We start from the raw sequence: 20,554 nt of genomic DNA on the forward strand, positions 1-20,554 counted from the left end.
GATCGGCACCGCGTTTCTCGGCTGCCAGGAGGCGGTGGTCTCGGCGCCCTATCGCGACGCGCTTCGCCAGGCGACCGACGACGACACCAGGCTGACGCGCGTCTTCACCGGCCAGCAGGCACGCACCCTGCGCAACCGCATGACCGACGAGCTGGCCGACGCCGAGGTGATCGACTTCCCGGCGCAGCTCAGCCTGACGCGGGCGCTCGCCAAAGCCTGCAACGACCGAGGGCGCACCGACTTTCTGCCGCTATGGGCCGGCCAGGCGGTGCCCCTGTTGCGCAGCCTCCCTGCGGCGGCGCTGATCGAGGCGCTGGTGGCCGAAAGCCGGCTCTGGCTGCCGCGGCACCCGGGCCATTGATCAAGGACCACGTCGAAAGTCGCAAAGTCGACGGGATCGATGCGGGACGCGCCGCATTGCTTGCCTATGTCTGAACAACTTGTGCGAGCGTTGCTTGCATCGCACATGGTTTTCCGCAGGCTGTGCATGCTGCCGTGCAGAACACCTTGGCAACCTGTGAGATAGTTACTTGCTGCTGCGTCGGGCGCGCACCCAGCGGCCTCACGCCGAGATCGCTGCCGACGTCGGCGGCCGAAATGGCGAGAATGGACGACGCACTGCATCTTGCGCAGCAACGATCGAACGGAACATCCGGCTATGCCAGCGACGGCTGGCGGGTGACGGCGTTGCTCATCGCCGCCATGGTCGGCCTGGTGATCGCCACGGCCGGCGGCGTTGCGCTCTTGATCATGGACAAGCTTGACGCCGCGCTGGTCCCGACGCAACTGCAGATACTCGCGCAAAACGCCGATGCCCGTGCCCGGGCGTTCGAGAGCTACGGCGCGAGCACGACCGCGGACGTGCTGACCTTCTCACACGGCAAATCGCTGGACAACATCCTGAAAATCGCATCAGCACCGGGTCCGGTGGATCTGCTCGCACTGCAGGAACGGCGCGAGGATTTCGCCGCGAGGCTGCTCGGGCAGCTCCGCCGCAAGCCGGTCTACTACCGGTTCAGGCTGATCGAAGCCGCCGGCCGCGAATTCATCCGCGTCGAGCAAACCGCCAATGGCCCGCGGATCGTTCCGGACGCCGAGTTGCAGGAGATGGGAGACCGGCCCTTCTTCCGGCAGGCGATGGCGCTCTCCGACCGCCAGATCTACGTCTCTCCGCTCGGCCTCAACCAGGAGCACGGCCAGATCGAGCATCCGTTGGTGCCGGTGGTTCGCGTCGCCACCCCGGTCCTGCAGCCGGATGGCAGGCGGTTCGGCATCCTCGTTGTCAATCTCGACCTGCGACCGTTCCTCGCCGAGACGCGCGCGCTGGCGCCGCCCAATGGCGATATCCGCATCATCGACGAGAACGGCGAATACCTGCTGCATCCCGATCCCACGCGCGAGTTTCGCTTCGATCAGGGCGGGCGCAGCCGGCTCGCCGACGACTTTCCCGATCTCGGCCCGCTGCCGACCGATGTCGCCACCCAGCGCCTGACGCGTGACATCAACGGCAAGCTTTTCGGCGTTGCCACCGCGCCCGGACAAATCGGGCAATCGCGCCGCTTCAGCGTAATCGAGGTGGTGCCCTATGCGGCACTCGCCGCGGCACCGCCGCCGGTGCGCGAGGCCACCCTGATCGGCGGCGCGATCGCGGCGACCTGCGCCACCCTGATCGCCATCTTGCTCGCCAATCTGCTGTCGCGGCGGCTGCGCAAGGTGGTCGCCACAGTCGACAACCTGTCACAGGAGGAGTTGGCGGCGGTCGAGCGGACTCCCGATGAGGATTCCGGCCTGCAGCGCCTCTTCGGCCTGCCTGCGCCGGAGCGTGAACTCGAGCGCGAGCTGGTGCGGCGGCGGCACAATGAGCTGCTGCTGCAGACCTACCTCGAGCGCGACCAGCTCTACGCCGCCGTGGTGCGGTCTGCGAGCGATGCGATCATCACCAGGACGCCGGAGGGCAAGATCACCGGATGGAACGCCGCAGCCGTGCAGCTGTTTGGCTATGCGGCGGCAGAGGCGGTCGGCCAGTCGATCGACATCATCGTGCCGCACGAGCTTATCGACGAAAGCAACGCGATGCTCGATACCGTCCGCCGCGGCGAGCACATCGATCACTGCGAGGCCGTGCGCCGGACCAGGAGCGGCCGACTGATCGACGTCTCCCTCGGCATCTCCCCGGTCAGGGCGCCATCGGGCGAGATCATCGGCTCGGCCGAGATCGTGCGCGACATCTCCGAGCAGAAGTTCAACCAGCGCAAGTTCGAGCTTGCGGTCGAAGCCTCGCCCGGCGGCGTCTTGATGATAAATCAGAGCGGCGAGATCGTGCTCGCCAATGCCGAGCTGGAGCGGCAGTTCGGCTATCAACGCGACGAGCTGCTCGGCACCTCCGTCGACATGCTGCTTCCCGAGGCCATGCGCGGGCAGCACGCAGAGCACCGCGCGACGTTCCTGGCTGCGCCGGCTGCCGGCCGGATCGGCACCGGGCGCGAGCTTCGTGGCGTGCGCAAGGACGGCTCCGAATTTCCGGTCGAGATCGGCCTCAATCCCATCGAGTCGCGCGACGGATTGCTGGTGCTGGCGACGGTGATCGACATCACCGGCCGGAGGGAGGCGGAACGGGCGATCGAGGCGCAGAACGAGCGTCTGCGCCGTTCCAACGCCGAGCTCGAGCAATTCGCCTACGTCGCCTCGCACGATCTGCAGGAGCCGCTGCGAATGGTGGCGAGCTACACGCAGCTGCTGGAGGAGCGCTACAAGGACAGGCTCGACGACAAGGCCAACCGATACATCGCCTATGCGGTCGAAGGCGCGCAGCGGATGCAGATTCTGGTGCGCGATCTCCTGTCCTATTCGCGCCTATCGTCCAAGGAGACCGCGAACCGCGTCGTCGACAGCGCCGCCGTGGTCGCCGCGACGCTGGCACGGCTGTCGCACGCGATCGAGGAGACCGGAGCTGATATCCATGTCGGCGCCCTTCCCGTCGTGCTCAGCGAGGAGATCGAGCTCGAACAGGTGTTCCAGAACCTGATCAGCAACGCGATCAAATTCCGCAACCGGCGGCCGCCGCGGATCGAGATTTCCGCCCAGCCGCGCGAGGCGCTGTGGGAGTTCACCATCAAGGACAATGGCATCGGGATCGAGGCCAGGCACGGCAGCCGCATCTTCCAGATGTTCCAGCGCCTGCACGAGCGCGGCAAGTATGACGGCAGCGGGATCGGACTCGCGATCGTGAAAAAGATCGTCGAGCGCCATGGCGGTACCATCTGGTTCGACTCGACATCAGGCGAAGGCACCAATTTTCACTTCACCGCCCTGGCGCTATCAGGGCCAACGAAAACAAGGACAACGACGGAGATGGCGACATGAGCAATGGCACGCGCAGGGACGTCCTGCTCCTGATCGAGGACAATCCTGCGGACGCGGACCTGACGCGGGACTCCTTCGCGCAGGCCAACAGCCGATTGTCGATCGAGGTGGCTTCCGACGGTGTCGAGGCCATGTCCTATCTCAATCGCGAGAACCAGCATCATGACGCGGTGCGCCCGCGGCTGATCCTGCTCGATCTCAATCTGCCCCGGCTCGACGGCCGCGAGGTGCTGCGCGAGGTCAAGGCCGACGAGCAGCTGCGGCGCATTCCGGTGATTGTGTGGAGCTCGTCGCGGGCAGGCAAGGACGTTCGCGATTGCTACGAGCTCGGTGCCAATTTTTATCTGGTCAAGCCGCTCGACCTGCACGCCTACCGCGAGGTGATCGGCACCGTCGAGCGGTTCTGGATCGGCACCGCCTGCCTGCCGAACAACAATGGCGGGCCGATTAGCCCATGACGGAGATCTCAGGCCATCCGACCCTGCTGCTGGTCGAGGACAATCCCGCCGACGCCGAGTTGGTGCGCGAGATGCTCGACTGGCCCGGCGTGCCCACGCGCTATGCGGTGCGCCATGTCAGCCGGTTGTCGGACGCCGAACAGATCCTGCGTACCGATCCCGTCGACGTCGTGCTGCTCGATCTCCGCCTGCCCGACTGCTCCGGCGTCGAATGTGTGCACAGGCTCCTGAAGATCTCGCGCGCCAAGCCGATCATCGTGCTGAGCGGCGTATCCGATGAGGCCCTGGCCCTGATCTGCATCGATGCCGGTGCGCAGGACTACCTGAACAAGGAAGAGCTGCGGCCGGCCATGCTCCGCCGTACCATTGACCGTTCGATCCTGCGGTTGAAGGAGGTGCGCGCGACCGAGACGCTGCGGCGTCAGTTCGAGCACCTGGTCGGCTCGATCCCGGACGCGGTGGTCGTCACCGATCGGCCCGGCATCGTGCTGTTCGGCAATGACGCCGCGCTGGCGCTATTCGGCCGCAGGCGCGAGGATTTCATCGGCAGCCAGTTCAGCCTGCACCTCAAGGACGGCCCGGTATCGGAGTTCAGGATTCCGGGCAGCGACGAACGGCGCGCCTGCGACATGCGCGTGGTCGACTGCGAATGGAACGGCGCGCCAGCGCGGCTCACGCTCATTCACGACATGACCGAGCAGAAGCGCCTGGACGATCATCTCAAGCATGCCCAGAAGATGGAGGCGATCGGCCTGATCGCGGGCGGCGTCGCGCATGACTTCAACAATCTGCTGGCGATCATGCTGGTCTATGCCGAGATGCTGCGGACCGAGTTCGAGGCCGACGATCCGCGGCTGGTCGAGGTCGTCGAGATCGTGCATTCGATCGACCGCGCCCAGGCGCTGACGCGCCAGCTGCTGGCCTTCTCGCGCAAGCAGGCCAGCGAGCCGGCCGTGCTCAACATGGTCGAGGTGGTGGCAGGCGTGCATTCGATGCTGCAGCGGACGCTGCCCGCCACTATCGATTTCGTGGTACTGCCGGGCGACCACATCTGGCCCGTACTGGCCGACAAGGGCCAGCTCGAGCAGGTCTTGATGAATCTCGCGGTCAATGCCCGCGACGCCATGCCATCGGGCGGGCGGTTCGCGATCGAGATCGAGAACCGCAACATCGCGAGCGCCGAGCACGGCGTGCAACCCGGCGAATACGTAGCGGTGCGCGTCACTGATAGCGGCACCGGCATTTCACCCCAGCATCTCGACCGCATCTTCGATCCCTTCTTCACGACCAAGGCGCGCGGCCACGGCACCGGACTCGGGCTCGCGACCTGCTACGGCATCATCGCGCAGGCCGGCGGCAGCCTGACGGTGGAAAGCAGGCTCGGCGCCGGCACCAGCTTTCTGGTGCTGTTGCCGCGCACCTACCGCACCGAGGAGCAGCTGTCGGCCGAGGAACTGGAGCCCGAGGAGCTGCGCGGGCGGGAGACAATCCTGGTGGTCGAGGACGATCAGGCGGTGATGCGCGCCGCAGCCGCAGCCTTGAAGCGCGGCGGCTACACCGTGCTCACCGCCGCCAATGGCGACGAGGCCCGCCGGCTGATGCAGAACCAGCGCGGCAGCATCGACCTCGTGCTATCAGACGTGGTGATGCCCCAGCTCAGCGGGCCTGAATTGGCCGAATTTCTGGCCGCGACGTCGCCCGATCTGCCGCTGGTGTTCATGACCGGCTATTCCAACTATCCGATCACGACCGAGAGCGGTGAGGGCAGGATCGCGAACCATCGTGCAATCATGAAACCGTTCCGGCCCAATGTGCTGCTCTCGACGGTGCGCGAAGTGCTCGACCAGTCGGAACGTGATCGGCTGCTCGACCTGTAGGCGCCCCAGCCGCGCCCCCGCCGCGGTCGCGCCTGTGTCGTCCAGGCGACAGGGGCCTGCGACGGCGCAACCTACACTTCGGTGTGATTGCGAGCTTGCCGCGAAATCGGAAATAGTCGGTTCCGCCATCATGAAAGGACGAAGCTTGGAACTGCCAAACCAGCAATCAGGATCGGCGGTCCGGCGCGGCATGCGCAAGCTGTCGTTGGCCGCAACATGCGCCGTGCTGCTGGCGAGCGCCGGCGGCTCGAGCCGCGCTGTCGGCCTGTTTGCTCCGGCACCGGCGCCGGACAAGCTCGACCGCATCACGCAATTCTTCGACCAGGAGGTCGCGACAGGCCGGCTGCCCGGGGCCGTCATCCTGGTCCAGCAGCATGGCCAGGTAGTCTACGAAAAGTGCTTCGGTGTGCGCGACGTCAAGACCGGCGTCGCGATGACGCCGGACACGATCTTTGCACTGCATTCGATGACCAAGCCGATCACCAGCCTCGCCGCGATGATGCTGATCGATCAGGGGCGGATGGCGCTGTCCGATCCCGTCTCGAAATATATTCCGTCCTTTGCCAAGGTGACAGTCGGCGTCGACACAGTGGCGGTCGACGGCAGACATGTGCTGAAGCGCGTGCCGCCGAACCATCCCGTCACCATTCGCGACCTGATGCGGCACACCTCCGGGATTACCTATGGCTATATCGGCGGCGAGTTGATCGAGCACGCCTACATGGCGGCCGACATCTTCGCCGGCCATTTCGACAACGCCGAATTCGCCGACCGTATCGCGGCCCTGCCGCTGGCGCGCCAGCCCGGCACTTTGTGGCGCTATGGCCATTCCACCGACGTGCTGGGCCGCGTGATCGAGGTCATCACGGGCGAGGCGCTGTACGATTTCGAGAAGCGCAACATCCTCGATCCGCTCGGCATGACCAGCACCAAATATGTCCTGACCTCGCCGGAAGAGCGCGCGCGCATGGCCGAGCCGCTGCCTTCGGACCACATCCTGCTCGCGGCCGAGATGGAACGCCGCGCGCATCCGGAATGGCAGTCGGGCGGCGGTGGCCTCGTCTCCACCGTCACCGACTACGCGCGCTTTGCGCAGATGCTGCTCAATGGCGGCGAGCTCGACGGTCATCGCTATCTGTCGCCGGCGGCATTCAAGGCCATGACGACCGACCAGATCGGTCCCGGCTCAGGTATCGGGCGCGATTATTTCTACTTTCCTGGCGACGGCTTCGGCTACGGCTACGGCCTTGCGGTGCGGGTCTCAGCCGGCGACGCCCACCCGCCGGCGGCGGGCTCGATCGGCGAATTGAAATGGGATAGCGGCAGCGGCACCTATTTCGGCGTCGATCCGAAACTCGACATGGTCTACATCATGCTCGAGCAGACCCAGAACGAACGCAGCCGCATCACGCCGGCCTTCAAGAAGCTGGTCTATGACGCGTTCGAAACCACGGACGACGCCCCGCCGCGTGACGAAGCCGCGGCGCACCCGATCAGCAAATAAGGCATCGTGAGACATCATGACCTCGCCGGTCATGAGGTCGCCGGTCTCCAAAAGAAACGGGCCGCGCAAAGCGCGGCTTCAGGCAGATCGGAACCGGATCGTCAGATCGCGGACGCGACGCGGTCGAGGCCGATCATGCGGGCGAGCTTGCGCACCTCGTCCTTCTGGTCGTCGCGGAGCTGCCACAGCAGCGGCATCGCGGCCGATTTGAGCTGCTGCACTTCGTCCGAATCCGGATCGATCGCCGGCATGCTGCCCGGCTTCGTACTGGATTGGTGCGTGGAATGAAGTTTCCTGGCCACGGCGCGCAACGCGGTCTCCACCGCCGGCCAGTAATATTCCTGATCCGAGGATAGCTTCAGGCGCTCCTTGATCCCGGCGATCTGGCCGTCGCTGAGCAGCGCATAGGCCTTCTGGACCTCAGGCTTCAATACCGGCTTGGGCTTCCGGGCTGCCACCTCGGCCACCGCAGCGGGCTTAGCCGCCACTGTCACCTCGGCGGCCGCGGGCGCCTTCGGCATCTCGGCATCGGCCGACGCATAGGCAAGCGCCTCGCGCACCGGTTCGCTGATGTTGGCCGGCGGTTCCGACTGTTCCGCAGCCGCGGTCACGCGGTTCACCGTCAGGCGATCTCCCTTGGCCTCCCGATTGGAAACCGGACTCCTGGCCACCACAGCCGACCTTGCAAGACCGGCCGCAGGCACGCTGTCGCGCGCCAGAATACTGGTCGCCGCGGCTCCTGCAACGAGCAGGCACACCAGGGCGACAAGGGTAATCGACTTCGTCACACAGATCTCCGTATCCCCGGCGGGAACGCCGCACTTTGCCGAAAACTGGGAGTTAATTAAGGCTGAACCACGCCAGCCCTGCGAATTGCCATCGAACCCGTGGATCATACGGGTGGAAAAGCCAATGAATTCAGGCCGATGCGGAACTCAGATCATAGGCGGCCTGGATATCGGCTACTATATCGGAAGCTTCCCAGACAGCTGCCGGCTCCAGCGCATGCAGGCTGATGGTCCAATTGCCGCCTCTGGCCGTCCGCGGCACGCTGACGATGTCGAACTGGACCTGGCGGCACATCGGGTGGCGTTGCAGCGCGTTGCCAACCCGGACCCTGATCTCGTCGAGCGTTGCCGTCGTCTTGTCCAGTAGCCCCTCGATGCTCATCGCACACCCTTAAGTGATTCGAGCTCTGCAAGTCTCCCGCAGATAGCAGGATACCGACACACACCGATTGTCGCCGTGCGATGGTTAATGGCGCGTTAAAGTTGTGTTCCGTAGGATGTCCGGACCTTACCGCTATGCCGATGCCACGGCATTTTGATATTCGATGGTTGTGCGAGCAATCAGCTCCTCTACCGAAGGTATATCCGAGACCCCGGATGTCGAGTGTCCCGCGCTCCAGATGTCGCGCCAGCGCGCGGGCCGCGATTCGCGCGCGTCGACGTCGATGCCCTTGCCGATATCGATGGCGCCGCGCGCCGGCAGGTTGTCGGGATCGAGGCCGGCGGCGACGATCGAGGGCTTGAGCATGTTGGTCTGCAGGCCGGTGAAGGCGGTCGTGAGCAGGACATCGTCGGCAGAGCTCGCGACCAGCATCGCCTTGTAGCGCTCGTCGGCCATACTCTCGCGCGTCGCGATGAAGCGCGTGCCCATATAGGCGAGGTCGCAGCCGAGCACCTCCGCAGCGCGCAGCGCGTGACCATCGCTGATGCCGCCGGCAAGCACGATCGGGCCGTCGAAGAAGGCGCGGACAGCGCGCACGAAGGCAAATGGATTGAGCCATCCGGTCTGGCCGCCGGCACCCGCGGTGAGCAGCACCAGCCCATCGGCGCCGGCTTCGATGGCGCGCTCTGCGTGGCGGATCGAGGCGACATCGGCCAGCACCATCGCGCCGGCATCGTGCAGCGGCTGCAGCACCGGCGCGGGCGAGCCGACCGATGTGATCACGATCTCCGGCTTGTGGCGCAGCAGCACGGCAAGATCCTGCTCCAGCCTGGCGTTGGAGCGGTGCACGATCAGGTTGGCGCAAGGCGGCGCCGGTCGGCGTCCCCGCGCATCTGCATCGCGGGAGAGCCGCGCGCCGATCCAGGTGAGCCAGATGTCAAGCTCTTCGGGCGTACGGCAGTTCACGGTCGGGAACGCGCCGATCACGCCGTTGATGCAAGCCGCCGTGACGAGGTCGACGCCGGAGACCAGGAACATCGGCGCTGCTATCAGCGGCAGGCCGAGACGGCCACGAAAACGAGCAAGAGAATCTGTACACGAACCCATAGCCGGCACCGGCGCTGCTCCCTGATCTCCGATCTTGAGATCGGGGATTATACGCGCGGGCGCTGCGCATCAATCGCCGTCATCATCGAACAGATTAAAGCGCGGCGCCGGAGGCGCGGCGGGCTCAATGACATATTCACGCCGGGGCACATCGCGGAAGTCACGGACCTCGCGATAGTCGCGCGATCCGCCGTCGCGCTCACGCTGCATCGCGTCACGCTGTGCTGACGCACGGTCTCCCTGATCGCGCTGGCCCGTATCACGCTGGGCCGAGTCGCGCTGAGCTGAGTCAGGCTGGGCCGAAGCACGTTGCGCCGAATCGTCGCGCACCGCCTGCTCGACGTCGCGCATATCCGGCTGGTGGCGCTGATGTTGATGGCGTTCCACCCAGCGCTGATGACGCTCGGCACGGCGGCGCTCGCGCTCGGCGCGACGCGAGTCGTTGCGCGATTTCCCATCGTTCGATTGCAAATCGTCATCCGAGGCCTTGGCGTAGGAGGCCTCCGGCGTGTTGGCCTGCTGATGTTGTGCCGCAGGCGTCGAAGACTCAGAGCCAGCCGGTTGAGTTGGCGTCGCAGCGGCCACGGGCGATGGCGAGGGCTGCGGTTGTGGCTTGTTGTCGGCTGCGGACTGCGCGTTATTACCGGCATCCGCGGCTGATTGCTCGGTCGGCTTGTTATCGGCTGATTTCGCAGCCGCCGGCTGCACCACCACCGGCGCGGTTGCCGCACCCTGCGTCGCCGCGAGATAGGAATTTGGTGCCGCAGTCTGAGGCGGCGGCGCATCGGGCGATTTATGCTCGAGCTTGGTCGATTGCAGTGTCGGCGTATGCGGGTTCATGATGTTCGCCATCAGAAGCCCACCGCCCAGACCGACCGCGACAGCGACGACCACGGTTCCTGCCCCCGCGAAATAAGCTGTCGACATCCGCATGATCTTGCTCCCTCGGTTTGCGCGGGCAACGCCGTGTGAGCAGCGATGTTCCGGGAACATTGCATTGTGCTAAGGTTGGAACACGCCTTGAACCATGAACAAAAAACAACCAAGGCGATCGGGAGGACTGTATCGCCATGAGCCATCTCATGAGCCATCCGCTCTATTCGTTCCCTGCCGTCTGCGAGCAAACTTTGCGCGCGCTGGCGCGTTATCCATCGCGCATCGCATTCAGTTGGCCCGGCGGATCGCTGTCCTATCAGGGCGCCACCGATCTGATCGGCCGAATGCAAGCCGTGTTCACGCGGCTCGGCTTTCAGGCCGGCACCCGCGTGGCTTTTCTCACCGCCAATCGCGCCGATAGCTGGTGCGCCGGCACGGCCGCGCAGCTATCGCGACTCGCGATCACCTGGTTGCATCCGCTGGGTTCGCTGGAGGATCAGCTGTTCCAGCTTGCTGATTCGGAATCGCGGGTGCTGGTGGTCGATGCGGCCGCGTTCCGCGACCGCGGCGGCGAGCTCGCGGCAAATGCGCCCGGAGTGACTACGGTCTTCACGCTCGGGCCCGCGGATTATGGCATCGACCTGCTGGCCGCGCTCGAGCAGGCGGGCACCGCCACCGCGCGCAATTTCGCCGCGTCAGACGATATCGCGACCCTGAACTACACCGGCGGCACCACGGGAAAGTCCAAGGGCGCGCTGCGCAGGCACCGCGAATATGGCGGCTTCGCCACCGCGATCCTGGCCGACTTCGAGATCCCCGACGGCGCGCGCTACCTCACGGTGGCGCCCATCAGCCACGTCGCCGGCACCAAGGTACTACCGACCCTGATGCGCGGCGGCACCGTGCACATGTTGAAAGGCTTCGATCCGGAAGCCGTGCTGGCGACGATTGCGCGCGAGCGCATCAACTTCACGCTGTTCGTGCCGACCATGATCTACGTGCTGCTGGATCATCCTGCGCTCGGCAAGACCGATCTCTCCTCGCTCGAGCTGGTGCTCTACGGCGCCTCGGCAATGTCGCCGACACGGCTGACGGAGGGTATCGCGCGGATCGGTCCGGTGTTCTCGCAGCTCTACGGCCAGACCGAATGCTATCCGGTGTCGGTGCTGCGCAAGGCGGACCACGATCCGAAGCGGCCCGAGCTGTTCCTGTCCTGCGGCTTCCCGATCGCGGCGTGCGACGTGAAGATCATGGACGACGAGGACCGGGAGGTCGCGACCAATGAGGCCGGCGAGATCTGCGTGCGGGCGCCGCATGTAATGGCGGAGTACTGGAAGCGTCCGGATGTCACGGCGGCGACGCTCAAGAATGGCTGGCTGCACACCGGCGACATCGCGCGCAAGGACGAGCGCGGCTACATGTATATCCTCGATCGCAAGAAGGACATGATCGTGTCCGGCGGCTTCAACATCTTCCCGCGCGAGATCGAGGACGTGCTGACGCAGCACGCCGACGTGGCGATGTGCGCGGTGGTCGGGGTGCCCGACGACAAATGGGGCGAGGCCGTCACCGCGATCGTGGTGCCGCGCGCAGGCACGGCGCCCGATGCCGACGAGCTGATCAATCTGGTGAAGGCGCGCAAGGGCTCGGCGCATGCGCCCAAGCGGATCGAGTTCGTCAAGGAGCTTCCGGTCACCGCGGTCGGCAAAGTCGACAAGAAGGTGCTGCGCGCGCGCTTCTGGGCGGGACGGGACCGGATGGTGGGTTAGATCTGTAGGGTAGGCAAAGCGAAGCGTGCCCGCCTTCTTTTCTGCGGCACCGACGGTGGGCACGCGCAAGAGCGCTTTGCCCACCCCACCGCTCCTCAACTACTCTCACCGCTTCTCGATCACCAGGCTCTGCGTGACGCGCCCGAAATAGCCCTGGAGGTCGCCGAGCCGGGCCATCGCGAGCCCCGCGCCGTCGGAGCCGATCCAGCTGGTGCCTTCGAGCAGCACCCAATCACCGACCGGCTCGCGCGCCATGTTGACGGTGAGATCGGCGTTGAGAAACGTGTAGTCGTTGAAATCCAGTGCCGCGCCGGTGCCGTTGCAGAAATCGGCAGCGACGATGGCGCGCATCGCCTGCGACACGGCATGGCCATCGACCAGCGGCCGATCGACCCGGTACCAGATCGCGCCCGGCCCGCGCGTCCCGAACCGGCCGCGCGCGGCTCGGAGCGACATGCAATTGACGAAGGGGCTGGTGGAGAAGTCGGCCGGCTCCGGCCGCGAGACCTCCGGACCCGGCAGCTCGACCGGCAGCTCGACGACGTCGTCGGGCAGCGGTACGTCCGCCTGGCGCACCTTGAGCACGGTCGCGACAACGACGACGATATCGTCCGCGCGCAGCCGCACGGCGCAGAGCTGGATCTTGCGGCCCTCGCGCAGCATCTCGGTCTCGATCGACAGATCGCGCAGCGGCACCGGCCGCATCAGGTCGACCGTCACCCGGGCGATGCGCATCGGCGCCGCCGTCGCGATGCGCTCGGCCGCCCACACCACGAGCGCCGCCGGCGCCGAGCCGTGCTGCATCGAGGGGTCCCAGGGACCCGCGGCATCGGGACCGACGGCGACACGCGTGCCGTCGACGCGAAAGATCGGCCGCATCAGCACAGCACCCCGGGCCGCTGCGCCTCAGCCGGTGTTTGCGAAGGCGCGGTCGGCACCAACAGGCAATTCGATATCGACCTCAAGCGTCGAGACATGCTTTCCCCGATCCATCCGCACCAGGACCTTGTCGGGATCGAGTACCACATGCTTTGAGACGACGGCGAGGATTTCCTCGCGAAGCTGCATCAACAGATCCGGCTGGCCGCGCAGGCCGCCGCGCTCATGCGCAAGCAGGATCTGCAGCCGCTCCCGCGCGATCGGTGCCGTAGCGGCCTGGCGGCTGGAGACCTGACGGCTGGAGAAAAGCCGCAACATGCTCATGCCGCCCTCCGTCCACGCAGCAGTCTCATGAATCCCCTGGGCTCGGCCGGCACCAGCATCTCGATCTGCTCGCCGAGCAGGCGGCGCATCGCGTCCGAATACGCGCGCGCCGGCGTGCTCGACGGATTGCTCAGGGTCACCGGGCAGCCGACATTGGAGGCGCGCAGCACGTCCTGGCTTTCCGGCACGATGCCCAGCAACGGCGTCGCCAGGATCTCCAGCACGTCGTCGATCGAGAGCATCTCACCGCGCGCGGCGCGCGCCGGATCGTAGCGGGTGATCAGGATGTGCTTCTCCACCCGCTCGCCGTTCTCGGCGCGCACGGTCTTGGAATCGAGCATGCCGATGATGCGATCGGAATCGCGCACCGAGGAGACTTCCGGATTGGTGACGATGACCGCCTCGTCGGCATAGCGCATCGCCAGCATCGCGCCGCGCTCAATGCCGGCCGGACTGTCGCACAGCACCCAGTCGAACGTCTTGCGCAACTCGGCGATGACGCGGCCGACGCCCTCTTCCGTCAGCGCGTCCTTGTCCTTGGTCTGCGACGCCGGCAGCAGCCAGAGATTCTCCAGCCGCTTGTCGCGGATCAGCGCCTGCGGCAGTTTGGCGATGCCCTGCACCACGTTGATGAGATCGAACACGACACGTCGTTCGGCGCCGAGTACCAGATCGAGATTGCGCAAGCCGACATCGAAGTCGACGACCACGACTTTTTCGCCGGCCTGCGCCAGCGCGGCGCCAAGCGCGGCCGTCGTCGTGGTCTTGCCGACGCCGCCCTTGCCGGACGTCACAACGAGCACCTTTGCCATTTCATTACCTCCTAATACTTAGTTTAGCGGTACGATCTTCATGGAATTGCCGTCGAGCATCGCCTGCGCCGGCTTGCCGCGCAGCGTGGCGTCGATCTGCTCCGCAGTCTGATAGTAGCCGTCGATGGCGAGCAGCTCGGCCTCGATCTTCTGGCAATAGATTCGCGCTGACGCATTGCCGTTGACGCCGGCCATCGCGCGGCCGCGCAGCGCGCCGTAGACATGGATCGAGCCGCCGGCAACGATCTCGGCGCCGGAGGACACGGCGCCGAGCACCGTGACGTCGCCGTCGGGAAACACGATCGACTGGCCGGAGCGCACGGGCACGTCGAGCAACAGCGAGTTCGGCTCTCGCAGCGCCGGCTTCTCCGGCTCGGCCTCCTGCACGACGCATTGGCGGCCCCCGGACAACAGCGGCGGCATGCCGATCGACAGCCGTGCCGGCTCTACGCCTTCGAGGCCGAGCACCCGGACGCTGCGGGCCTCGATGCTCTTGATGAGGTGCGTGATCGCAAGCGGGCTCAGATCGACCGCGGATAGATCGAGCACCACCGGCTTGCCGACGAAGAAGCCCGGCGAGCCCGCGAGCGTCGCATCGAGATCGGACAGCCAGCCTGCGATCGGCACGACCGGCGAGAACACGAACGCGACGTAAGAGCGGCCGCGCAGGCGAATGAGCTGACGTGTGGCTTCTACGCTGACTTTCATGACCATCCGACCAGCCGAGGGTTATCGAATGGTTAACTGTCGGTGCGCAGTGGTTAACGGTTGGTTAACGCGCGCGCCGGCATCAGCAAAAACAGGCAGATGCTGCACAAGCATATTTCGACGTCGATCGAATATAGACTTTTTCATGTCAAAACGACGACACGCGCCGGCGGAACCGCGATAACCTTAAAACGCGCCTAAATTTGATCACATCCCGATGATAGCGCATTCATAGATCTTGCAAAGACGTGCGGGCAGCAGGTCGGTGCGAACGATCGAGACTCGTCAGGGGGCGAGGCATGGGATCGAGTGAAGCACAGCGGGGGCGCATTGCGCCTCGCCACGCGATGCTACTGACGATTGTTGATGCGCGCGCAGTTCGGCGCATCGGTGCGGATTCTGCGAAATCGTACAGCCCGATCGGGATGTTGGCAGGCCGTCACGCTAACGTCCGCTCTTTCGTGACAGACTTGTCTCCTGCGACCAGGGCAGCGGCGTAGCTGTACGTCCAGAGTAAGGTGTTGGAGGAGTAGCGTATGAGTTCGGTGAGTGAGCAGAATCCAACGAGTCCGCAGGATCCGTTGCACTACGCACCTCGTTACCTGCGCGAAAAGCCGGACTCTGTGCGGCTATCGCTGGTCACGGAAACGCGCGATGCGGCCACCGTCGTCGAGCGCTCCGATCGCGCAGAGACGCCCGCATCGCCACCTCTCGATGTGCGGCTCGAAAGCGCCACATTCGAGAAGCTGCGCCATTCGCTCGATCCACACGTTATGCGCGAACCTCCGGACTTCGCACATGATCGCGATCGGCGGTCGGTCGCACTGAAGATCGCGGCCCGGTTCGCCGCCGCGACCGGCGTCGCTGCGGTCGTCGCGCTGTTTTTCGTCAACATCGTACCGGTCTCACGGCAGAGCGATGCGAGCTCGTCCTTCGTGGCGGCGGTGCAATCGATGAAGGCGACAACGCCTCCGCCGGCCGCCGCTCCCGCTCCGGCAGTGATGCCCGAGGCATCCGAGGTCAAAGCTGAGCAGGCTGAGGCAAAGCCCGACAAGACAGACGGCAAGGCGGTGCCGGCGCTATCGGAATTCCAGTCGCTGCTGGCATCGGGTGACGCGGCGCAGGCGCCGAAGAGCGAGCCTGCGACTGATAAGCCGCTGCTCCAGCAGTTCATGCAGTGGAACCAGAAGACGACGCAGCCGGACAAGGGCCAATAGAGACGCCGGCTCGTCCGGCATCACCTGAACGAAGATCGCATCACCATGACGACCAAGCCTGACCACCGACGTTTGGCGGCGGCAGCGCGCCTCCAGCGCATGCATGTCCGCCTCGCCACGCTCATGCTTGGAATGCTGTTCTGCGGCAGCGTGGACGCCGCGCCCGGAGACAGCCTGAACGTGGTGCGCGATCTCGGCAGCCGGGTCGGCCCCATCATCGGCTCAGCGCTGGCCTGCCGCGACATCGCTCGGCCACGTATCCAAGTCATCATCGAAAAGTTTCAGGCGGTGATCAGGGAAGCGTCAACCACCGATGCAGATCGCGACGATCTGACTCGGCTGCTGGACCGCTACGTAACCGAGGGCCGCGGCGCAGTGACGAGCGGCCGGATGAACTGCAGCGGCGCGGAGCATCAGCTTGCCGATCTGGAACGGTCGATCGCAACGCCGCCGCAGAGAACCTCAACGCTGCCGCAGGTGACGCTCGGGCCGTCGGCGGCGATGGCCGCCACCGCGCCGACCGAGACGCTGCCGCCACCGGTGAACGTGCATGGCATCACCCAGAGCGACATCAAGTTCGGTATCGTCATTCCGTTCTCGGGCCCAGTCAAGGAAACCGGGCGATTGATGAAGCTCGGCATCGAGGCCGCCTTCGACCGCGCCAACGAGAGCGGCGGCGTCAACGGCCGGATGCTGAAGCTGATCGCCGCCGACGACGGGTACGACCCCAATCGCACCGTTGCCGCCATGAAGCAGCTCTACGAGAAGGATCAGGTGTTCGGCTTCATCGGCAGCAGCGGCAGTGCCAACGCCGCGGCGGCGATTCCCTACGCGCTCGAGCATCGCGCGCTGTTCTTCGCACCCGATACCGGCGCCAACGTCTCGCGACACGATCCGCCGGACCGCTATGTGTTCAACTATCGTCCGAGCTATGCCGAAGAGACCCATGCTCTAGTGAGCTATCTCATCAAGCTGCGCCGGCTGCAGCCGCGGCAAATCGCCGTGCTTGCGCAAAATGACGCCTATGGCGACGCCGGTTTCGCCGGCGTGGCGAAGGCGATCCGCGCGATGGGCGGAAATGACGGCGCGATCCTGCGCATGAACTATCCGCGCAACACCATCGACGTCAACGACGCGCTCAACCAGCTCAAGACGCAGCGGCAAGCGATCAAGGCCGTGGTGATGGTGGCCAAGAGCCGCGCGGCGGCTGAGTTCATCGAGAAGGCGCATGGACTGTTTCCGGGCCTGATCTTCGCCAACATCTCGGCGGTCGGCGCGTCGCAGCTCGCCGGCGAACTGATGCTGCTCGGGCCGAGCTACACCGATGGCGTCATTTTCACGCAGGTCGTACCGAGCATCGCCGGCTATTCGAGCCTGGTGCTCGACTACAAGAATGCCCTCAGCAAGTATTTTCCTGGCGAGGCGCCCGCCACCACCTCGCTCGAGGGCTATGTCTCGGCCAGCCTCCTGATCCAGGGGCTGAAGCGGGCCGGTCCCACCTTCGATACCGAGACGCTGGTCGATACGTTGGAAAACCTGCGCAATATCGATCTCGGCCTCGGCGCCGATCTCGCCTTCGGCCGCGCCGAGCATCAGGCCTCGCACAAGATCTGGGGCATGGCCCTGGATGAGACTGGTACTTTCCAGGCGCTGGAGCTTGAATAGTTGAGGATAGGTCTGCGGTTGTAATTGCGTCAGATGCACGCCACAACCGATTGTTAAAGCATAACATAAAAAGATGCAGAGCAGATTACCGGAACGATCATGCTCGACTGATATGGCTGTAGTGCGGAGGCGGTTCAACCTGATGACCACCGCGCCGTCGGCTTTCATGACCAGGCGCAGACCTCGGTGAGGTCAGATTTAGGATCAACGACAATGAATTTTCGGTGGAGCGTCTTTCTGATTGCGAGCGTGCTGGCGATGCCGGCGGTCGCCGCAGGGAACAATGCGGATGTGGTGCGGGGCCTTGCGGCCCGGGTTGGACCCATCGTCGGCTCAGCCTCCGCGTGCCAGGCCGTCGACCAGGGCCGCGTGCAGGCGATCGTCGACAAGTTTCGCGAGGTGATCCGCGAGGCATCGAGCAACGGCTCGGACCGCGACGACCTGACCCGCGTCTTCAACGGCTTTGTCGCAGAGGGCCGCAACCGGGTCGGCGCGTCGCAGACCGACTGCACCAACGCGGCCCGCCAGCTGGCGGATCTCGAGCGTTCGCTCGGCCAGCCCGCCCCGCCGCAGACCACGTCCGCCATGCTGGCGCCGTCGGCCGCGGCTGCCGCGACAGCGCCGACGGCGACATTGCCCGCACAAGGCGCGGGCAACGTGCAGGGCATCACGCCGAACGAAATCCGCTTCGGCATGGCTGGCCCATTCTCCGGCGCTTCGAGAGAGCTCGGACGGCAGATGAAGCTCGGCATCGACGCGGCCTTCAACCGCACCAATGATGCCGGCGGCATCGGCGGCCGATCGCTGCGCCTGTTCGCGGCCGACGACGGCTATGAGCCGTCGCGCACGCTGGAAGCGATGCGGCAGCTCTATGAAAAGGACAAGGTGTTCGGCTTCATCGGCAATGTCGGAACGCCGACCTCGGCGATCTCCATGCCCTACGCGCTGCAGCACCGCGCGTTGTTCTACGGCGCGTTTACCGGCGCCGGTCTCCTGCGCAACGATCCGCCGGATCGCTACGTCTTCAATTTCCGCGCCAGCTATTCGGAAGAGACCGACACGGTCGTGCACTATCTAATCAAGCTGCGCCGGCTGCAGCCGCGGGACATCGCCGTGTTCGCGCAGCAAGATTCCTACGGCGATGCGGGTTTTGCCGGCGTTGCCAAGGCGTACCGCACACTCGGGTTGTCCGATGCATCCATCACGCGCCTCAACTACAAGCGCAACACGGTCGATGTCGACGAGGCGATCGGCCAGCTGAAGGCGATGAAAGTTCCACCCAAGGCGGTCGTCATGGTCGCGACCTATCGGGCGGCCGCGAAGTTCATCGAGAAGACGCGCGACCTGTATCCGAACATGATCTACACCAACGTCTCGTTCGTCGGCAGCACGGAGCTCTCCGACGAGCTGATGCTGCTCGGGCCGCGCTACGCCAACGGCGTGATCGTGACGCAGGTGGTGCCGGCGGTCGGCGGCTATTCCAGCGCCGTGCTCGAATACAAGAGCGCGCTGGAAAAGTACTTCCCCGGCGAGGCGCCCTCCTACGTCTCGTTCGAAGGCTATATGTCCGCCAACGTGCTGATCCAGGCGATGAAGCGAACCGGGGCGCAGCTCGACACTGAAGCGCTGATCGATACGCTGGAGAACATGCGCGACCTCGATCTCGGCCTTGGCGCCAAGGTGGGCTTCGGCCGCGCCGAGCATCAGGCCCTGCATAAGATCTGGGGCACCGCGCTCGACGCGCAGGGCAAATACCAGTCGATCGAGCTCGAATAGGCGCGATCGGCGACCTAGCAAAGATCAAAGCGCGGCAGCTTTCACTGCCGCGCTTTTTATTTATAGAAATCGCAGCCTCAGAGCGGCGGATCGATCGCTTCCTCATATTCCCGCTTGAAGCGCGCGATCAGCTCGGCGGCCGGCATCACCTTGTCGACGGCGCCGATGCCCTGCCCGGAACCCCAGATCTCCTTCCAGGCCTTCGGCTTGTTGCGCTCGCCAGATGCGTCGGTGCCGAAGCTCATCTTCGACGGATCCGACGTCGGCAGGTTCTCGGGATCGAGCCCGGCGGCCATGATCGACGGCTTCAGATAGTTGCCGTGCACCCCGGTGAACAGATTGGAGTAAACGATGTCGGAGGCGGCCGAGGACGTGATCATCTGCTTGTAGCTCTCGACCGCATTGGCTTCCTCGGTCGCTATGAAGGCGGAGCCGATATAGGCGAAGTCGGCGCCGAGCACGCGCGCGGCGCGGATGGCGCGGCCATTAGCGATGGCACCCGACAGCGCGATCGGTCCGTCGAACCAGGCGCGGGTCTCCGTGACGAAGGCCAGAGGCGAGATCGTGCCGGCGTGACCGCCGGCGCCGGCGGCGACCAGGATCAGGCCGTCAGCCCCCTTCTCGATCGCCTTGTGCGCGAAGGTCTGATTGATGACGTCGTGGAAGACGATGCCGCCCCAACGATGCGCGGCCTGGTTCAACTCCTCGCGCGCACCGAGCGAGGTGATGACCATCGGCACCTTGTATTTCTCGCATAGCGCAAGGTCATGATCGAGCCGGTTGTTGGAGCGGTGCACGATCTGGTTGACCGCGAACGGCGCCGACGGCTTGTCCGGATGCGCGCGGTCATAGGCCGCGAGCTCTTCGGTGATGCGCGCCAGCCATTCGTCGAGCAACTCCGCCGGCCGCGCATTCAGCGAAGGAAACGCGCCGACCACGCCGGCCTTGCACTGGGCGATCACGAGATCGGGCACGGAGATGATGAACAGCGGCGAACCGATCACGGGAATGGATAGACGGCCCTTGAACAAGGCAGGCATGGACATGTC

Annotated in this window: 18 protein-coding genes; 9 read left to right on the plus strand and 9 right to left on the minus strand. The window is 65.2% G+C overall.

Features of this window, described 5'->3' with window-relative positions; translation table 11 throughout:
* From WA702_RS27300 to WA702_RS27320, 5 genes are all read left to right on the plus strand, one after another.
* A partial coding sequence (locus WA702_RS27300) for an NAD(P)H-dependent flavin oxidoreductase (RefSeq protein ID WP_425113651.1) occupies window positions 1–361 on the plus strand: 361 nt, incomplete at its 5' end.
* Between the two features lie 245 nt (window positions 362–606).
* Window positions 607–3,363 (plus strand): sensor histidine kinase, encoded by a 2,757-nt coding sequence (locus tag WA702_RS27305; protein WP_425113652.1) that lies wholly within the window; start codon window positions 607–609, stop codon window positions 3,361–3,363.
* Window positions 3,360–3,821: a response regulator gene (locus tag WA702_RS27310; RefSeq protein ID WP_425113653.1), complete on the plus strand. Its 462-nt coding sequence runs from the start codon at window positions 3,360–3,362 to the stop codon at window positions 3,819–3,821. Before WA702_RS27305 ends, WA702_RS27310 begins: the two co-directional genes overlap by 4 nt.
* Complete coding sequence (locus WA702_RS27315; RefSeq protein ID WP_425113654.1) at window positions 3,818–5,698, plus strand: response regulator; 1,881 nt, start codon at window positions 3,818–3,820, stop codon at window positions 5,696–5,698. Before WA702_RS27310 ends, WA702_RS27315 begins: the two co-directional genes overlap by 4 nt.
* 190 nt (window positions 5,699–5,888) lie before the next feature.
* Window positions 5,889–7,202, plus strand: a complete 1,314-nt coding sequence (locus tag WA702_RS27320) for a serine hydrolase domain-containing protein (RefSeq protein WP_425113664.1) — start codon at window positions 5,889–5,891, stop codon at window positions 7,200–7,202.
* A gap of 101 nt (window positions 7,203–7,303) precedes the next feature.
* Here WA702_RS27320 and WA702_RS27325 read toward each other — a convergent pair whose 3' ends face one another.
* From WA702_RS27325 to WA702_RS27340, 4 genes are all read right to left on the minus strand, one after another.
* The gene (locus WA702_RS27325; protein ID WP_425113665.1) at window positions 7,304–7,990 is read right to left on the minus strand and encodes a hypothetical protein; all 687 of its coding nucleotides are present in this window, start codon (window positions 7,988–7,990) and stop codon (window positions 7,304–7,306) included.
* A 130-nt stretch (window positions 7,991–8,120) separates the two neighbouring features.
* Window positions 8,121–8,372, minus strand: coding sequence for a hypothetical protein (locus tag WA702_RS27330; protein WP_425113655.1), 252 nt, complete (start codon window positions 8,370–8,372; stop codon window positions 8,121–8,123).
* A 132-nt stretch (window positions 8,373–8,504) separates the two neighbouring features.
* Complete coding sequence (locus WA702_RS27335) at window positions 8,505–9,479, minus strand: NAD(P)H-dependent flavin oxidoreductase (RefSeq protein WP_425113656.1); 975 nt, start codon at window positions 9,477–9,479, stop codon at window positions 8,505–8,507.
* Between the two features lie 69 nt (window positions 9,480–9,548).
* A complete protein-coding gene (locus WA702_RS27340) occupies window positions 9,549–10,193 on the minus strand; it encodes a hypothetical protein (protein ID WP_425113657.1) in 645 nt (214 codons plus the stop codon).
* A gap of 368 nt (window positions 10,194–10,561) precedes the next feature.
* Here WA702_RS27340 and WA702_RS27345 point away from each other — a divergent pair, with 368 nt between their 5' ends.
* Window positions 10,562–12,124: an AMP-binding protein gene (locus WA702_RS27345; RefSeq protein ID WP_425113666.1), complete on the plus strand. Its 1,563-nt coding sequence runs from the start codon at window positions 10,562–10,564 to the stop codon at window positions 12,122–12,124.
* A 105-nt stretch (window positions 12,125–12,229) separates the two neighbouring features.
* On the opposite strand, the gene WA702_RS27350 is transcribed toward WA702_RS27345, so the two are convergent.
* The 4 genes from WA702_RS27350 to minC are packed head-to-tail and all read right to left on the minus strand — an operon-like array spanning window position 12,230 to window position 14,853.
* Window positions 12,230–13,003, minus strand: coding sequence for a thioesterase family protein (locus tag WA702_RS27350; RefSeq protein ID WP_425113658.1), 774 nt, complete (start codon window positions 13,001–13,003; stop codon window positions 12,230–12,232).
* 27 nt (window positions 13,004–13,030) lie between these two features.
* The gene (gene minE, locus WA702_RS27355; RefSeq protein WP_425113659.1) at window positions 13,031–13,327 is read right to left on the minus strand and encodes a cell division topological specificity factor MinE; all 297 of its coding nucleotides are present in this window, start codon (window positions 13,325–13,327) and stop codon (window positions 13,031–13,033) included.
* A complete protein-coding gene (gene minD / locus WA702_RS27360; protein WP_425113660.1) occupies window positions 13,324–14,139 on the minus strand; it encodes a septum site-determining protein MinD in 816 nt (271 codons plus the stop codon). Before minD ends, minE begins: the two co-directional genes overlap by 4 nt.
* Window positions 14,140–14,157: 18 nt before the next feature.
* Window positions 14,158–14,853 (minus strand): septum site-determining protein MinC, encoded by a 696-nt coding sequence (gene minC, locus WA702_RS27365; RefSeq protein ID WP_425113661.1) that lies wholly within the window; start codon window positions 14,851–14,853, stop codon window positions 14,158–14,160.
* Window positions 14,854–15,383: 530 nt separating this feature from the next.
* On the opposite strand from minC, the gene WA702_RS27370 reads away from it, so the two are divergent.
* The 3 genes from WA702_RS27370 (at window position 15,384) to WA702_RS27380 (ending at window position 19,505) form a co-directional block, all read left to right on the plus strand.
* Complete coding sequence (locus WA702_RS27370) at window positions 15,384–16,064, plus strand: hypothetical protein (RefSeq protein WP_425113662.1); 681 nt, start codon at window positions 15,384–15,386, stop codon at window positions 16,062–16,064.
* A 99-nt stretch (window positions 16,065–16,163) separates the two neighbouring features.
* Window positions 16,164–17,729: an ABC transporter substrate-binding protein gene (locus WA702_RS27375; protein ID WP_425113667.1), complete on the plus strand. Its 1,566-nt coding sequence runs from the start codon at window positions 16,164–16,166 to the stop codon at window positions 17,727–17,729.
* A gap of 213 nt (window positions 17,730–17,942) precedes the next feature.
* On the plus strand, window positions 17,943–19,505 hold the full coding sequence (locus tag WA702_RS27380; RefSeq protein ID WP_425113663.1) for an ABC transporter substrate-binding protein: 1,563 nt from the start codon (window positions 17,943–17,945) through the stop codon (window positions 19,503–19,505).
* 77 nt (window positions 19,506–19,582) lie between these two features.
* Here WA702_RS27380 and WA702_RS27385 read toward each other — a convergent pair whose 3' ends face one another.
* Entirely contained in the window at window positions 19,583–20,551 is a 969-nt protein-coding gene (locus WA702_RS27385) for an NAD(P)H-dependent flavin oxidoreductase (RefSeq protein WP_425113668.1), read from the minus strand.
* Window positions 20,552–20,554 lie beyond the last annotated feature (3 nt).

The organism is Bradyrhizobium sp., from assembly GCF_049798375.1.
In the GTDB taxonomy this organism is placed as follows: domain Bacteria; phylum Pseudomonadota; class Alphaproteobacteria; order Rhizobiales; family Xanthobacteraceae; genus Bradyrhizobium.